Source organism: Paraburkholderia sp. A1BS-2L, assembly GCF_051125205.1.
Classification (GTDB): domain Bacteria; phylum Pseudomonadota; class Gammaproteobacteria; order Burkholderiales; family Burkholderiaceae; genus Paraburkholderia.
In genome coordinates, this window is record NZ_CP120429.1 from 1,912,548 (window position 1) to 1,927,440 (window position 14,893).

The window sequence follows — 14,893 nt, forward strand, 5'->3', positions numbered from 1 at the left end:
CCCACTTCCCCGGGCTTGATGACTAAAGCGCATCAGGTCGTGCATAGATATCGGTTGATACCGGTCCGGTGGCTGCCGACAATGCCACTGCATCTTCAAAACACATCAGTTTCCGATGCGAAATTTTCTTGCAAACCGCGGCCGCGGCTTGGCTTGCCTGGAGCATTGCCGGGGCTTCGGTCTGCGTGTATAGTCTGTTTCAGCAACAATATTTCCTATCGGAAACATCGACGAGGTCTCCCAGTGAACGCATCCACCATCCTTTCGGAACTTGGCATTTCCCATCTCGCCGAGGCCGGCGACATCGCCGTGCATTCACCCATCAATGGCGAACTGATTGGCCGCGTGGCGAGCCAGTCCGTCGCTCAAGCCGACGCCGCGCTGGCGAAGGCGCACGAGGCATTCAAGACCTGGCGCAACGTGCCGGCGCCGCGACGCGGGGAACTGGTGCGCGTGCTCGGCAACAAGCTGCGCGAGCGCAAGGCCGCGCTGGGCGCCATCATCACGCTCGAAACCGGCAAGATCCTTCAGGAAGGGCTGGGCGAAGTGCAGGAGATGATCGACATCTGCGACTTCGCTGTGGGCCTGTCGCGTCAACTGTACGGCTTGACCATCGCTTCGGAGCGCCCCGGCCACCGCATGGCCGAAAGCTGGCATCCGATGGGGGTGTGCACGGTGATCTCGGCGTTCAATTTTCCGGCAGCCGTGTGGTCTTGGAATGCCGCGCTCGCGCTGGTGTGCGGCAACGCGGTGATCTGGAAGCCTTCGGAAAAGACGCCGCTGACCGCACTGGCCGTCGACAAGATTCTGCAGGACGCGCTCAAGGAATTCGGCGGCGCGCCCGAGGGGCTTACGAGCCTCGTGACCGGCGGGCGCGACGTAGGCGCGAAGCTGGTGGCCGACCCGCGCTCGAATATCGTGAGCGCCACGGGCAGCACCGAAATGGGCCGCGCGGTGGGCGTGGAAGTCGCGCGCCGCTTTGGCCGCACGATTCTGGAGCTCGGCGGCAATAACGCGGGCATCGTTTCGGGCACCGCCGACATGGAGCTCGCGCTGCGCGGCATCCTGTTCTCGGCGGTCGGCACCGCGGGCCAGCGCTGCACGTCGCTGCGCCGCCTGTTCGTTCACGAAAGCGTTTATGAGCAGACCGTGGAGCGCCTGAAGACGTTCTACGGCAAGGTTTCGATCGGCAATCCGCTGGAGCAGGGCACGCTGATGGGGCCGCTCATCGACGAGCAATCGTTCAATCGCATGCAGGCGGCGCTGGAAAAGGCCCGCAGCGAAGGCGGCAAGGTCTTCGGCGGCGAGCGCCACGTGGTCGCGGGCAACGAGAAGGGCTTCTACGTGCGCCCGGCCATCGTCGAGATGCCCGCGCAAACCGAGGTCGTGCTCACCGAGACCTTCGCGCCCATTCTTTACGTGCTCAAGTACAGCCGTTTCGAGGACGCCATCGAAGCCAACAACGCCGCGCATCACGGCCTGTCGTCGTGCGTGTTCACGACCGATCTGCGCGAAAGCGAGCGTTTCCTTTCGGCATCGGGCAGCGATTGCGGCATTGCCAATGTGAACATTGGCCCGAGCGGCGCGGAAATCGGCGGTGCATTCGGCGGCGAGAAGGAAACCGGCGGCGGCCGCGAGTCGGGCTCGGACGCGTGGAAGGCCTATATGCGGCGCGCGACGAACACCGTGAACTTCTCGTCGGCGCTGCCGCTCGCACAAGGCATCGACTTCAACATCGACTAAAAAACGCAATCTGGAGCGAGTCGTGAGCGCAAAAGTCGTAATCGTTGGCGGCGGGGTGATCGGTAGCTCTATTGCGTACTTCTTGCGCGCAACGGACCCGACGACAGGCGTGACGGTGATCGAGCGGGATCCGAGCTATGCGAGGTCGTCGTCGGCGTTGTCGGCGGCCTCGATCCGGCAGCAGTTCTCCACGCCGCTGTCGATTCAGATGTCGCTGTACGGCATCGAATTTCTTCGCGATATCGGCGAGCGTCTCGCGGTGGACGGCCACAAGCCGTCCATCGACCTGCACGAGGGCGGCTATCTGTTTCTGGCCACGCCCTCGGGCGAGGCCACGCTGCGCGAGAACCACGCGCTGCAAACGCGCCTGGGCGCGGATATCGCGCTGCTCTCGCCGGACGCGCTCAAGCAAAAGTTTCCGTGGCTGAACGTGGACGATATTGCCGCCGGCGCCTATGGCGTGAGCGGCGAAGGCTGGTTCGACGGCTATGGGCTCGTGCAGGCGCTGCGCAAGAAGGCGCAGTCGCTGGGCGCGCGCTACGTGGCGGCGGATGTGCATGGTCTCGAGCTCGATGGCCGCAAGGTCACGCACGTGCTGGCGAGCAACGGCGAGCGTTATGCCTGCGATACGCTCGTGAATGCCGCGGGTGCATGGGCGCGCCGCATCGCCGAAATGATGGGCATCGACATTCCGGTGTATGCGCGGCGGCGCAGTATTTTCAATGTGTCGTCGCCGGCGCGTCTTGCGAATAGCCCGCTGCTGATCGATCCCACCGGCGTTTACTTCCGACCCGAAGGCATGACGTACATCACCGGAACCTCGCCGGGCGAAGAGAACGACCCGAACGATCTGCCGCTCGACGAAGTCGATCACAATCTGTTCGACGAAGTCATCTGGCCGACGCTCGCGCACCGGGTGCCGGAATTCGAGGCGCTGCGCGTCGAGCATTGCTGGTCCGGCTACTACGAATACAACGTGTTCGACCACAACGCGATCATCGGCTATCACCCGGCGATCGAAAACTGCGTGTTCGCCAATGGCTATAGCGGCCACGGCTTGCAGCAGGGGCCGGCGACGGGGCGCGGCGTGAGCGAGCTCATTATCGGCGGCAAGTACGCGAGCCTCGATCTGTCTTCCCTGAGCTGGGACCGTGTGCTGGAGAATCGTCCCATCGTCGAAAAGAACGTCGTGTAATTCGGGCGTATTTCACCCTTCCTTACTGGACTGGCTGGCTGGCGCTTCTCGACGCTTCCTGGTGCTTGAAGCGCAACGCCAGCCAGCAGACTCCCACGCCCAGCCCGCCCACGAGGCCGCCAAACGTGCCGGTCCACGGCAGCCCGAAATCGTGGGCGATATGGTTGCCAAGCAGCGCGCCGGCGCCAATGCCCACGTTATACAAACCTGAATAGATCGACACGGCGAGATCCGTTGCTTCGGGCGCGAGCTTCAGGATCCAGGCCTGCATCGCCAGACCGAAACACACGATCGCGCCGCCCCAGACCACGGTATGCACGGAGAGCGTGACGATGCCGAGCGCGCACGGAAACAGGACCAGCAGGCACGAGGCTAGCGTGACGATCGACGCCAGCAAAAATTGTTTCGGATACCTTGGGAAAATGCGGTTGAAGCAAATCGCAGCGGGAATGCCGGCGCTGCCGAACAACACCAGAATATAGGTAATGCGGCTTTCGCTCGCGTGATTGACGGCCTGCACGAAGGGCTCGATATACGTGTACGACGTAAAGTGCGCGGAGACGACCAGAATCGTGATCAGGTAGAGCAGGGCGAGCGTCGGCTTTCTGAATAGCGTGGGCAGGTTCCTGAGCGAACCCGATTGCAGGCTATGAAGCTGGGGCACGGTGGCGCGCAGCATCAGCAAGACAATGGCCGCCGCGCCCGCAATCGCGAGGAACGTGACGCGCCAGCCCAGCGTCTCGCCAATGACGCGTCCGAGCGGGATGCCGGCCACCATGGCAATCGAGGTGCCCATGGCGAGCAGGCCGAGCGCCTGGCCTTTCCTCGATGGCGGCGCGATCCTCACCACGAGCGAGACCGAGATCGACCAGAAGATCGCGTGCGCGCAGGCAATGCCCAATCGGCCCGCTATCAGCGCGGGAAAGTTCCAGGCGATCGAAGTGACGATGTGACTGACGATGAACAGCACGAACACGCCGGTCAGCAGCTTGCGGCGCTCGACGGCGCGCGTGAGCACGGTCAGCGGAAGTGACACCACGGCCACCGTCCACGCATAAATCGTCAGCATGAGGCCGACGTTGGTGGCCTGCATGTGAAGGCTGTCGCCAATCGCGCTGAGCAGCGCGACGGGCACGAATTCGGTGGTATTGAAAATAAAGGCGGAAAGCGCCAATGCCACCACACCCCACCAGGCGTGTTCGGCGGGCGCCAGTTCAGGTTTGGACATACCCGGATCGGACAAAAAACGACGAAGGCGAATTATCGCGCGTATTGAGTCGTATACTCCGGAGCGCGTGCGGCGGCGGTGAGGCACGGCGCGATCCGGCCCGCCGTGCGGGCATGAATGGTAAGCTTGCCGGTGTCAAATCGCCGGGGTCTGGAAAATCCGGCCCCCACGCCCACCCTGTTTCTTTCATCAGATGGATACGCTCAACTGCATGCGGATCTTCGTCCGCGTTGCCGAAGAAGGCGGCTTTACGGCTGCCGCCCACCGCCTCGACATCACGACCGCATTTGCGTCGCGCGCGGTGGCGAGCCTCGAAACGCATCTGCAAGCGCGCCTGCTCAATCGCAGCACACGCCGCGTCGCGCTCACCGAAGCCGGCGAGCGCTATTTGCGGCGCTGCGAGCAGATTCTCGCGTACATCGATCAGGCCGAAGCCGAGGCGGGCGACGCGCAAGCGCTGCCGTCCGGCAGGCTGCGGGTTCATGCCACTACGAGCTTCGGGCAGGCTTATCTGGTGCCCGCCATCATGGAGTACCAGAAGCGCTATCCCTCGGTAGCGGTGGAACTCACGCTCTCGCAGCACGTTCCCGATTTGCTCGACGAAGGGTATGACGTGACGCTTCAACTGAGTTCGGCGGAACTGCCCGACTCGGCGCTCGTTTCGCAGACGCTAGGCTGGGTGCATAGCGTGCTGTGCGCTTCGCCCGGCTATCTGGGCGCGCGCGGCGCGCCGCACAGTGTCGCCGAGCTGGCGGACCATGCATGTCTTCAGTTGATCACGCCGGTTTTCCCGCGCGATCGCTGGCATCTCGAAGGGCCGGACGGCGCGGAAACATTTGAATTGCCGCCCTCGACGTTTCAGGTGAATGTTGCGGACGCGCTCGCCGGCGCATTGCGCGAGGGCGCGGGGATTGGGTCGTTGCCCATGTCGAGCGCGGTGCCTGCGCTGCGCAGTGGTTCTTTGCTGCGGGTATTGCCCGATTATCTGCTGCAGAAGCTCACGGTGTATGCGATGTATGCATCGCGGCAATATCTCGACGCGAAGATCAGAACTTTCGTCGACTTTCTCAAGGAGTTCATTCCGCAGGCGCTCATGGCCGACGAGGCGGCGCTGCGGATGCCGGATCATTGCTCGCGGGCGGCGTAGGGTAAGGGCGGTGGCCGAATCCTGGTTTTGGTCGCCGGTTTTCCTTGGCTACGTACCCGCGTGCGTACCGCAATGGAGTCGTTCAGTAGTTCACGCTCATTCACGATGAGGTAGAGGCTCGTCAATATTCGGGTACATGGACCCGATTACGATGTTGAACCCGGTCGCACTGCGGCCACAGGTTCAAAATCCATGAGCACGCGCGTTCCTCCTGTACCCACAGCATCGCCAGCACCCGCCTATACCCCGCTGAACTGGGCCTTTCCATTCACGCCGTCCGGCAATGGTGGCGCCACCGATCCGATGACGTACATGAAGGCGCTGGCGAAGGCCGGGGACGGTTTCTATCCGCTTGGCGTCAGCGGGATATGGCACGGCGGCGTGCACTTCGACCGCAACACCGCCGCGATGCTCAAGCAGGATGAAGGCGTGCGCGCCATCGCCGACGGCGAGATCGTGGCCTACCGGCTCGACAGTAAGTATCCCGAACAGATCTGGCGGGACAATCGCAAGGCGCTCTACTCCACGGGCTTCGTGCTGATCCGTCACAGGCTGCCGTTGCCGCCGGCGCCTGGTGCCACGGGCAAGCCCGCGTCGGACGAAACGCTGACGTTCTTCAGCCTGTACATGCACCTGATGGACTGGAACAGCTATCAGGCCGCGAAGAAACAACCTGATCCGGCCACACCGCACCTGGAGCCGATGCCGTTCTGGGAAGGCGAGCGCTACTACCGCGTGGGCGACAGGTCGAACGACATGCAAACGCTGCCGAAGCCAAAGCCGCCGCAGCCCGTGCCGGTGGACATCGCGAACCGGGACCTGCTTGGCGAATTCATCGATGCGGATTTCGTCGTTCCACCCCAGCCGCCCGTAGTCCAGCCGGTTGACAACACGCCGCCCCCCGCGCCCGTGAAGGGCATCCACTTCGCGACCTGGCGAATGGCAGAATCATCGGCATCCTGCCCCGTGGCGCTGAACTCCTGCTGTCCGAATCGGACCCGAGACATCCCGGCTGGCGAAAGATCAAGGCGCTCAGAAGCGGCGAGCCGGTCGCCCCGATTGCCGGCCAGCGGGTATCGGAGCATGCACGGTGGAGCTGGGTGTATGCGAAGGAACTCGATGCGGTTCTCGATCCGAAACCACTCGATACGGTGGTGGTGCTGAAACAGCCGTATCCCGTGAAGGCCGGCGACGTGGTGGGCCAGATGGGCCACTACGTGCGTTACACGGAAGCGAAGCTGCTGCCCCCGAAGCCGACCCGGCCGCTGCTGCATCTCGAGGTATTCGCGGGCCCGGAATTGCCGGCGTTCATCGAAAAGAGCCGCGCACGCGCAAAAGCGTTGCCGGCGGTGAAGACGTTTCTGGAGATTTCGCCCGGTGCGCGACTCGTCATGGAGATCCCCGGGCCGGACCGGACGCTGCCCCAGAGCGCAGGTGGCCTGAAGCTCGTGCCGGTGGGCAAGGCGGCGGGTTCGCGCTGGGTCAGGGTCCAGCCGAAGACGGTGACGATGCCCGCACGTGGAGGACACCGTGGCCAGCGCCCAACCCCGACGCTGACGAACGCCGGTTCCCCGGTGTGGGTGGAAGCCCAACTCGCGAACACAACGGCAACCGGTGTCGTAAAGGGATGGTCGGATTTCCCGCTGAATATCTCCAATGCGAAAGGCCCGGGCGCGGACTTCCGCGACGTATTCCGGCGCACCGATCTGGACCGGCTGGGCGCAGGTAATGTCGCCGTCGACGACAAGGGGCTGCACTGGTGGAACATCACGATCGGGACGAAGGATGGCTCAACCCTGCAAGGCTGGGTGTGCGAGGCACATCATCCGCTCGCGCGCCTGTGTGGCCCGTGGGACTGGCCGGGGTTCGAACTCGTCGACAACATCAGCTTCAGACCGGTCGACCTGTTCAAACGGCACCTCCATGTCACGGACCAGTATCTGGCCGACGAGGACAAGACGGTGTTCGAGCCGAGCGCGCTGAAGGTGAATGCCGGCGATCTGATCGTCAAGCTGGAGAAGGCGATCGATGCGAACCACGACGGCAAGGTGACGGCGTACGAGTTGCAGCAGGCGCGGGAAACCCCGTGGATGGCCGAGGCGATCACGCATCTGGTGGTGCGCTCGGAAACCGAATGGGGCGGCGGGATGGGCAAGTGGGAAGAGATGTCGCCGCTGATGAAGAATCTGCTGTGGCTGTGGCAGTCCGAGATAGAGCGGATCGGGAAACTGCAGTGGTGGGAGCAGGTGACCTCCATCGAGGGATTTCCGAAGGAGCCAGCGCCGTGGCATTTTCATCCGGTGGGGGTGGTGGGGAATTTTATAACCTCCGATTGCTGTGCAATTACGGTCGACCTCTTGGAAAAAGTGCTGGAAAAATCTGGAGACTGGTTTACAGGAAAAGGAGGCTCGCCATCCTTTGTGCTTCATTTTTCAGAAAAATATCCGAATATCTACAAATTTGATAAATATGAATTTGTTTCACTACTCAATGAAAAAATGAAATCATACGGTATCGTCGAATGCTATCAAAGGGCTCACTTTCTTGCACAATGTTTTCACGAATCCGCAAGATTCGAAACAACAATAGAGTTTGCCTCTGGGGAAGGCTACAATCCGGGAATGCACAGGGATGCCATTAAAAATGGCAATACAGTCATGGGCGATGGACCAAAGTACAAAGGAAAGGGACTAATTCAATTGACATGGAAAAACACATATAAGGCGTACTCAGAGCATAGAGGAGTAGATTTTGTTTCTAACCCTGACCTGATAGCTTTGGACATGGAAAACGCAATTGATGCGTCTTGCTGGTTCTGGCGTCGAAAAGGAGGGATCGAGAAAAAATACAGTGCCAAGGGCGACATTAATGTTCTTATCGAGCATGAGAAAAATAATGTCACCCTGATTACTTTAGCCGTAAATGGTGGAAGCAACGGATTAAACGAGCGTCAAGTGCTTTTTGATAAAATCAAAAAAGAATGGGGGTTGAAGTGAAAGCTCATGAAATCAAACTACTGCTAAGCCAAAGCATAGCTTATACAGTCGCCATAATGGCGATCGCGACTTCTATCGCAGAAGCCAAGAATAGCCCACTCTCGGTCGACGCCGCAGGGGAAATCCAGCTTTGCAGCGAAAATTTTAATTGCAAACGCATCGTTCCGACTGGTGAATTGAAAAAGGTTATCGATAATGGCTATGAGCACATATCCATAGCAGATCTCTACAATGATGGCAATCGAGAGATTGTAGCGACAAGTGGCGGCATCAACGAATGTTCAAAATTTTTCTCATTTGACGAAAAAACTTTTAAATTTTCTCCTCTCAATTTTTCACATAGAGATATATGCAATTATAAAATTTTCGAGAATAACTTGATTAGCTCATACAAGCTCGGCGCAAAACAGTATGAAGATATCTACGAGTTGAAAATGGCACCTATCAACTTGCCTTGAGCGATAGCTGTGTTGGGTGTGATCAGATAACGCGCTCGGTTTACAAGGGCGGCCATCTGACAGAAAAATTTCTGGTTACCAATCAAAAAATCTATTCGCTACGACTACCAGTCACAACGTCCATAATCACCGAAAAAGCATGGTTATACACAGATCATCTTGATTCAGCCAAGACGAAAATGTACTTGGTCAGGGGAGATAATGTTCAGCTTATCGAATTCAACAGCTCGAACGGTTTTTGGTATTTCGTGAGATATCCATCAAAAAGACATGGCATCATTTTAAAATGGATTAAGTGCGAAGATTTGTCCGCGTGTAAATAGCCACGCACTCTCTGAATGGTTTCCGACGAGCGTTGTGTAATTTATTTTACTCATGATCAACCTAATCCGCATCAACGACAAAACTACCCACGGCGGCAAAGTAGAAACCGGCTCGCCAACCATGCGCTTCGAAGGACGCCACGTCGCGCGCAAAGGCGACCGCGTCTCCTGCCCCCAACATCCAGACGTATCACCAAACGTTAATCGAAGAAGGCGACCCGTCAATGACTGACGGTGGCATTCCGATCGCCCGCCACGGCCACCGGGCAACCTGCGGATGCCACCTGATATCAAGCCTGATCTGACCGCCTCATATCAACTGCGAACGTCCCGCACGAAATGGACAGCGCCGTATGCCAACCATCCCGAGAGCCTGCAAGACGGCCACCTGCATGTCACGGACCAGTATCTGGCCGACGAGGACAAGACGGTGTTCGAGCCGAGCGCGCTGAAGGTGAATGCCGGCGATCTGATCGTCAAGCTGGAGAAGGCGATCGATGCGAACCACGACGGCAAGGTGACGGCGTACGAGTTGCAGCAGGCGCGGGAAACCCCGTGGATGGCCGAGGCGATCACGCATCTGGTGGTGCGCTCGGAAACCGAATGGGGCGGCGGGATGGGCAAGTGGGAAGAGATGTCGCCGCTGATGAAGAATCTGCTGTGGCTGTGGCAGTCCGAGATAGAGCGGATCGGGAATCTGCAGTGGTGGGAGCAGGTGACTTCCGTCGAGGGATTTCCGCAAGAGCCGACGCCGTGGCATTTTCATCCGGTGGGGGTGGTGGGGAATTTTGCTTCCGGCGGCAGCCCTGCGAAGACCCTCTCCGACAAAGGCATCTATTTCATCTTCATGCAGGAACATCTCGCCGGCACAACCAACAAGCTGCATTGGCCGGGCGGCGCAAGCGGCGTGACGCTAGGCGCGGGCTACGACATGAAAGCACGCGCACCCCAAAGCATCGTGATCGACATGAAGTCCATTGGACTTGACGCTGCAACAGCGCGTGCCATTTCCGCTGGCGCGGGTCTTCAGGGTCATTCAGCGCGGAATTTCTGTGCGCAACACACCCATATCGTCAATCTAAGCGATGAAAAGCAGATCGAACTGCTACACAAAACCGTTCCCGCATATATTCGCATGGTAAATACCTCAGTGAAGGTCAACTTAATGAAGAACGAATTCGATGCCCTCGTCAGTTATGCATATAACCCCGGCGGCGGATGGACCAAGGTAACCGATATGATTAATCGAGGTCAGATCTCCTCGGCGATGGATGAAATCAGCAAATATGTTTACTCGGGCGGCTCGATTTTCGACGGTCTCGTGAAGCGCCGCAAAGATGAAATCACGCTCTACACTAGTGGGCGTTACGAATATCACGGCCGCCCCTTGCCACCGCGAAATTGATCAAACCATAGAAACAAAATCTCAACATGACGGCAATTTAGAAAATGCGCCACCTCTTCAGCCCGCTTGTATTTTTTCTTGGCATATTCAACTCGTTTGGTGCGACGCTGCCGGATACCCTTACAGGCATATGGCAGGTTAAGGAGGTTCACCTTAATACACAATTGGGACGTACCACCGAGTACACATGGAACGATCCACGCCTAACGGGGCGTATCTTCAATTTCACGCGCAACGATGTCACTCACGATGCCTATGACTCCCCGGATCATTGCGTGAATCCCGAGGTGCGCTACATCGAAACATCGTTGAATGATCTGATGCTGCGCAGTGTCGGTGGCTACGGTTATCCGCCGGTGGCAAGTCTCGACCCTGCACGTGACTACAAGCTTGAAACCAGCGGTACAACGCAAGTCCGCGCGTTAAGTCTCACATGCGCGAAAAGCGTGTGGCAAGGCGACCTCGGCGTGTCCTATGGCGAACTCGGAAAGGCAACTGTGCCAGGCGCCTGGGCCGTCCCAATTAGTCGCGAAGAGATGTACCTGCGCTGGCGCGACGAAACCATCCTCGTGCTCAGAAAGGTCCCACACAACGCTTCGATCGAAGCTTCGTTCCGATGTGACAGGACGTCCAACGCAACCGAGCACGCGATTTGCAATTCGTACCAGTTGGCCGCCTTTGACCAGAGTATTGCGCAAGCCTACGGACGCGCGATGATGCAGGCAAAAACATCGGAAACACAGACAGTCACGCTCAGCCGCAGTCAGCGCCAGTGGATCAAGCATCGAGATGCGTGTGGCCCGGATGCAGCGTGCATACTCAAGTCAATGCAAGCGCGCCTTGAAGCGCTCTCCACAACGGGCTCCAATTAAGCTTGGCGCGCGGATTGATATTTATGCAGTCAGATCTACAAAGCAAATACTAGTTCCACACGCAACTCATGATCAACCTAATCCGCATCAACGACAAAACCACCCACGGCGGCAAAGTAGAAACAGGCTCGCCAACCATGCGCTTCGAGGGACGCTACGTCTTCAGCGCTCTTGTATTTTTCTTTACATATTCAATTCGTTTGGTGCGACGCTGCCAGACTTCCTCACTGGCACATGGCAGGTCAAGGAGATTCACCTTAATACGGAATTCGGACGTACCACCCAGTACACATGGAACGATCCACGCCTGACAGGGCGCATATTCAAGTTCAAGCGGAGCGATGTTACTGACGACACCGACGACTTCCCGGACCGTTGCGTGAACCCCGAGGTGCGTTACATCGGAACATCGTTGAATGATCTGATGCGTTCGAAAGGCGTGTGGCAAGGCGGCCTCGGCGTGTCCTATGCCGCACTCGGAAAGGAAGCCGTGCCGGGCGCCTGGATTGTCCAAAATGTTCGCGAAAAGATGTACCTGCGCTGGCACGACGAGACCATTCTCGTGCTCAGGAAGATCCCAAACAACGCGCCGATCGAAGTTTCGTTTCGATGTGATAAGGCGTCCACAGCAACCGAGCACGCGATTTGCAATTCGTACCAGTTGGCCGCTTTCAATCAGGGCATTGGGGAAGCCTACGGACGCGCGATGGTGCAGGCAAAAACATCGGGAACACAGACAGTCACGCTCAGCCGCAGTCAGCGTCAGTGGATCAAGCACCGAGACGCGTGTGGTCCGGATGCAGCATGCATACTCAAGTCAATGCGAGTGCGTCTCGAAGCACTCCCCACAACGAACCCCAATTGAGCTTGACGCGCGGATGCCTATGCAGCCAGATCTGCAAAGTGCATACGGAAGCGCTGAAAGTAAATGTCGGCGACCTGATCGTCAGGCTCGAGTCACTGCCGGTCAGCCGCGCTCAGTGCATCAGCATCATCTGCACAACCTTCACAATCACCAGAATCACAGCGATAAGTAAATAGCCGCGCAGCACGCCCATCCACACGCGCTTGGCCAACGTGAGATTAGGCGGCGGCAACTCGACAAGCGGCGGCATGCGCCACATATCGCGCGCGCCCTCGGGCCAGCTCTGGGCCGCGGGCGCGCTTTCACCGCGCAGCCAGCGCCACGCAAGCATGGCGGCATGGCCGGCCACGGCCAGCAGCGTGCCGGCCGCGAGGATGTCGATGATGGTTTCGCCGCTCATGTCGGGGTACATGACCGAAGCGGTGAGGACGATCGAAAGCATCACCAGCACCCAGACGACCGCGCCCGTGAACAGTTTGAGCGCCTTCGAATTGACCCATGGGCCGAGCACCGCCCGGTCGTTGCACAACAGCAGCAGAAACACGGTCGCGCTCGGCAGCAGCACGCCCGCAAGGGTCTGCACGGCTTCGGTCAGGAGGCCCAGCGGGCTGCCCGGAATCAGCACAATGGCCGCTGCGGCAGCAATGATGCCGAAATAGACTAGGTAAAAGCCCTTCGCGTCGGACACGCCGCGATGCAGCGAATGGCGGATCTTGAACACGTCGCCGATCGCGTAGGCCGTCGAAAGCGACACCGCCGCCGCGCCAATAATGGCCGCATCGAACAGCGCGATCGCGAACAGCACGGCCGAGGTGTGTCCCGCATACTTTTCGAGGCCGGCGATCACGCCGCCCGCGTCGGTGAAGCTGCCGACCTCGGGCTTGCCGGCAAAGAGCTGCGAGCAGAATGCGATCATGGCCACGGCGCCAATCAGCACGAAGAAGATGCCGATCCACAAATCGGCTTTCTCGTACTTCATGAAATGCGGCGTGATGCGCTTGTCGATCACATAGCTTTGCTGAAAGAACAACTGCCACGGCGCAACCGTAGTGCCGACGATGCCGATCACGAGCAGCATCACGTCCGAAAGCTTCGAGTGGGCGGGCCAGCCAGGGATAAAGAAGTCGCGCGCCATTTGCACAATGGGCGGATGAATTGTCACGAGCACGGGCACGAGCAGCAGGCTCAGCAGGCACAGCACGACCGCAAAGCGCTCGAAGCGTCGGAAATCGCCTGTGCCGACGGCCGCCATGGTCAGCGCAGCGGCAATGCACACGCCCAGAATCTTCGGGATACCGAAGAAATTGAGCACGAAGGTAATGCCGATGAACTCGGTCACGATCGTGAGCGCATTGAGGATGAACAGGTCGATCACGCTAAACGCGCCCCAGAACTTGCCGAAGCGCTCGAAGATCAGGCGTGCGTGGCCGACGCCCGTGACCGCGCCAAGGCGCAGCACCATTTCCTGGTTCACGTAGAGCACCGGAACGAGCAGCAGCAGCGTCCAGAGCAGGGTCGTGCCGTAATTCTGGCCGGCTTGCGTATAGGTACCGAAGGCGCCCGCATCGTTGTCGCCCACCATCACGATGAGGCCGGGGCCGATAATGGCGAGCAGCGTGCGCAGGCGCGCCCACCACCCCGAGCGCGGGGCGAGGTCGTAATGGGAGATGGTGCCGAGCGCACCTTGGATATCGCCGAGGTGGGCTTCGTCGAGCACCGCGCTGCGTGGCGGCGATACGTTCGCTTGCGTGAAGTGGGTTGGAGTGGACATGGCGATCCCGTCTTTTGAGTTGTCTGTGTGAATGGCGAGGGTGTGCCGCTTACGAACGGAGATGCTTGAGGCGTTGCCAGAGGCGTGCGCGCAGGCTTGGCGCGGTCTCGTGCAGCGCGAGCATGCTGGTGTAATGGTCGCGCGCCAGTTCGACTTGGGGCAGGCGGGAAAGCAGGAGTGCGTATGACATGATGTTGCTCCGGGCGTCTGGCTCGACGCGTTCGGCGGAAAACCAGCAGGCCCGGTTGGCCATGCGCGCGGAGCGCAGGGTGCGGATATCTACTCGCTTTCCGTGTTCAGAAATAGAAAATTCAAAATCGTCGGACGTATGGGATGACTGTCGCTATCCGGCATGGCGGCTCCCTCATGCGTGAGGCGCGTACATGGAGTACGCGCGTGTTGATCCACGCGCTCGTGCATGGCCCTTTCGCGACACAGGCAGAACCCGGCGAAAGGGCGCGCGCGAACGCAGTTGCGAGCGCAGGCTCGCAACGCCTGCCGTGCGGACGCGCGAAAGCGCTGCCCATACGGCGCTAAATGGTGGGGTGCACGGGGAGTGTTGCTGCGGCGCGCACCGTCTGCCTGCTGGCAGGACGGCGGCTGTGAAAAGGGAGCGCGGACGTCGTGCCGGTCAGGCAGCGAAACAGTTCGAAGATCGACTACTGCAGGTGTCCAAGGCGTTAGCCCCTTTTGTGAAGATTTTTAAATTCTAGGTAGCGGACCTGCGGCGCGTCAACACGTTTTTCGAGGCAGAACAAAAAAGCATCGCGCCGTACAGGCAATTGAAAGAAAGGGAATCGATTTCCACAATAATCTAATTCACCGATTCGACCGCAACGTCGCGCGATTGCCACACGCCCATGACATGCCGGTGACAGTGCGAGCTTCGA

General features: G+C 59.2%; 10 protein-coding genes and 4 pseudogenes. 11 read left to right on the forward strand and 3 right to left on the reverse strand.

The window, feature by feature from the left end; genetic code table 11:
- Positions 1–243 precede the first annotated feature (243 nt).
- Both amaB and P5W98_RS23575 read left to right on the forward strand, forming a co-directional pair.
- Positions 244–1,743: an L-piperidine-6-carboxylate dehydrogenase gene (gene amaB / locus P5W98_RS23570; RefSeq protein WP_421025705.1), complete on the forward strand. Its 1,500-nt coding sequence runs from the start codon at positions 244–246 to the stop codon at positions 1,741–1,743.
- Positions 1,744–1,765: 22 nt separating this feature from the next.
- On the forward strand, positions 1,766–2,938 hold the full coding sequence (locus tag P5W98_RS23575; RefSeq protein WP_421025704.1) for an NAD(P)/FAD-dependent oxidoreductase: 1,173 nt from the start codon (positions 1,766–1,768) through the stop codon (positions 2,936–2,938).
- A gap of 22 nt (positions 2,939–2,960) precedes the next feature.
- On the opposite strand, the gene P5W98_RS23580 is transcribed toward P5W98_RS23575, so the two are convergent.
- Entirely contained in the window at positions 2,961–4,166 is a 1,206-nt protein-coding gene (locus tag P5W98_RS23580) for a sugar transporter (protein WP_421025703.1), read from the reverse strand.
- A 193-nt stretch (positions 4,167–4,359) separates the two neighbouring features.
- Between P5W98_RS23580 and P5W98_RS23585 the strand changes: the two genes are divergently transcribed.
- The 9 genes and pseudogenes from P5W98_RS23585 (at position 4,360) to P5W98_RS23625 (ending at position 12,232) form a co-directional block, all read left to right on the forward strand.
- Positions 4,360–5,313, forward strand: a complete 954-nt coding sequence (locus tag P5W98_RS23585) for a LysR family transcriptional regulator (protein ID WP_421025702.1) — start codon at positions 4,360–4,362, stop codon at positions 5,311–5,313.
- Between the two features lie 192 nt (positions 5,314–5,505).
- Positions 5,506–7,733 (forward strand): annotated as a pseudogene (locus P5W98_RS23590) (hypothetical protein); the annotation flags it as partial.
- Positions 7,734–7,811: 78 nt separating this feature from the next.
- Positions 7,812–8,309 carry a glycoside hydrolase family 19 protein gene (locus tag P5W98_RS23595; protein WP_421027021.1) on the forward strand — a complete coding sequence of 166 codons (498 nt, stop codon included), beginning with the start codon at positions 7,812–7,814 and terminating at the stop codon, positions 8,307–8,309.
- Positions 8,294–8,767, forward strand: a complete 474-nt coding sequence (locus P5W98_RS23600; protein ID WP_421042729.1) for a hypothetical protein — start codon at positions 8,294–8,296, stop codon at positions 8,765–8,767. The genes P5W98_RS23595 and P5W98_RS23600 overlap by 16 nt, the downstream gene beginning before the upstream one ends.
- A 375-nt stretch (positions 8,768–9,142) precedes the next feature.
- A pseudogene (locus tag P5W98_RS23605) lies at positions 9,143–9,395 on the forward strand (PAAR domain-containing protein).
- Positions 9,396–9,478: 83 nt separating this feature from the next.
- A pseudogene (locus P5W98_RS23610) lies at positions 9,479–10,495 on the forward strand (glycoside hydrolase family protein); the annotation flags it as partial.
- 44 nt (positions 10,496–10,539) lie between these two features.
- Positions 10,540–11,367 (forward strand): lysozyme inhibitor LprI family protein, encoded by an 828-nt coding sequence (locus P5W98_RS23615; RefSeq protein WP_421025700.1) that lies wholly within the window; start codon positions 10,540–10,542, stop codon positions 11,365–11,367.
- Positions 11,368–11,435: 68 nt separating this feature from the next.
- A pseudogene (locus tag P5W98_RS23620) lies at positions 11,436–11,528 on the forward strand (PAAR domain-containing protein); the annotation flags it as partial.
- 218 nt (positions 11,529–11,746) lie between these two features.
- Positions 11,747–12,232: a lysozyme inhibitor LprI family protein gene (locus P5W98_RS23625; RefSeq protein WP_421025699.1), complete on the forward strand. Its 486-nt coding sequence runs from the start codon at positions 11,747–11,749 to the stop codon at positions 12,230–12,232.
- Positions 12,233–12,344: 112 nt separating this feature from the next.
- On the opposite strand, the gene P5W98_RS23630 is transcribed toward P5W98_RS23625, so the two are convergent.
- Positions 12,345–14,003, reverse strand: a complete 1,659-nt coding sequence (locus P5W98_RS23630) for an NRAMP family divalent metal transporter (RefSeq protein ID WP_421025698.1) — start codon at positions 14,001–14,003, stop codon at positions 12,345–12,347.
- A 49-nt stretch (positions 14,004–14,052) separates the two neighbouring features.
- The gene (locus P5W98_RS23635) at positions 14,053–14,193 is read right to left on the reverse strand and encodes a hypothetical protein (RefSeq protein ID WP_421025697.1); all 141 of its coding nucleotides are present in this window, start codon (positions 14,191–14,193) and stop codon (positions 14,053–14,055) included.
- Positions 14,194–14,893: the final 700 nt, after the last annotated feature.

What these genes read in the sequence shown, in the direction of transcription:
- P5W98_RS23615 (WP_421025700.1), top strand. Translation starts at nt 10,540, where the DNA reads ATGCGCCACCTCTTCAGCCCGCTTGTATTTTTTCTTGGCATATTCAAC.
- P5W98_RS23580 (WP_421025703.1), bottom strand. Translation starts at nt 4,166, where the DNA reads ATGTCCAAACCTGAACTGGCGCCCGCCGAACACGCCTGGTGGGGTGTG.
- P5W98_RS23600 (WP_421042729.1), top strand. Translation starts at nt 8,294, where the DNA reads ATGGGGGTTGAAGTGAAAGCTCATGAAATCAAACTACTGCTAAGCCAA.
- P5W98_RS23630 (WP_421025698.1), bottom strand. Translation starts at nt 14,003, where the DNA reads ATGTCCACTCCAACCCACTTCACGCAAGCGAACGTATCGCCGCCACGC.
- P5W98_RS23595 (WP_421027021.1), top strand. Translation starts at nt 7,812, where the DNA reads ATGAAATCATACGGTATCGTCGAATGCTATCAAAGGGCTCACTTTCTT.
- P5W98_RS23635 (WP_421025697.1), bottom strand. Translation starts at nt 14,193, where the DNA reads ATGTCATACGCACTCCTGCTTTCCCGCCTGCCCCAAGTCGAACTGGCG.
- P5W98_RS23585 (WP_421025702.1), top strand. Translation starts at nt 4,360, where the DNA reads ATGGATACGCTCAACTGCATGCGGATCTTCGTCCGCGTTGCCGAAGAA.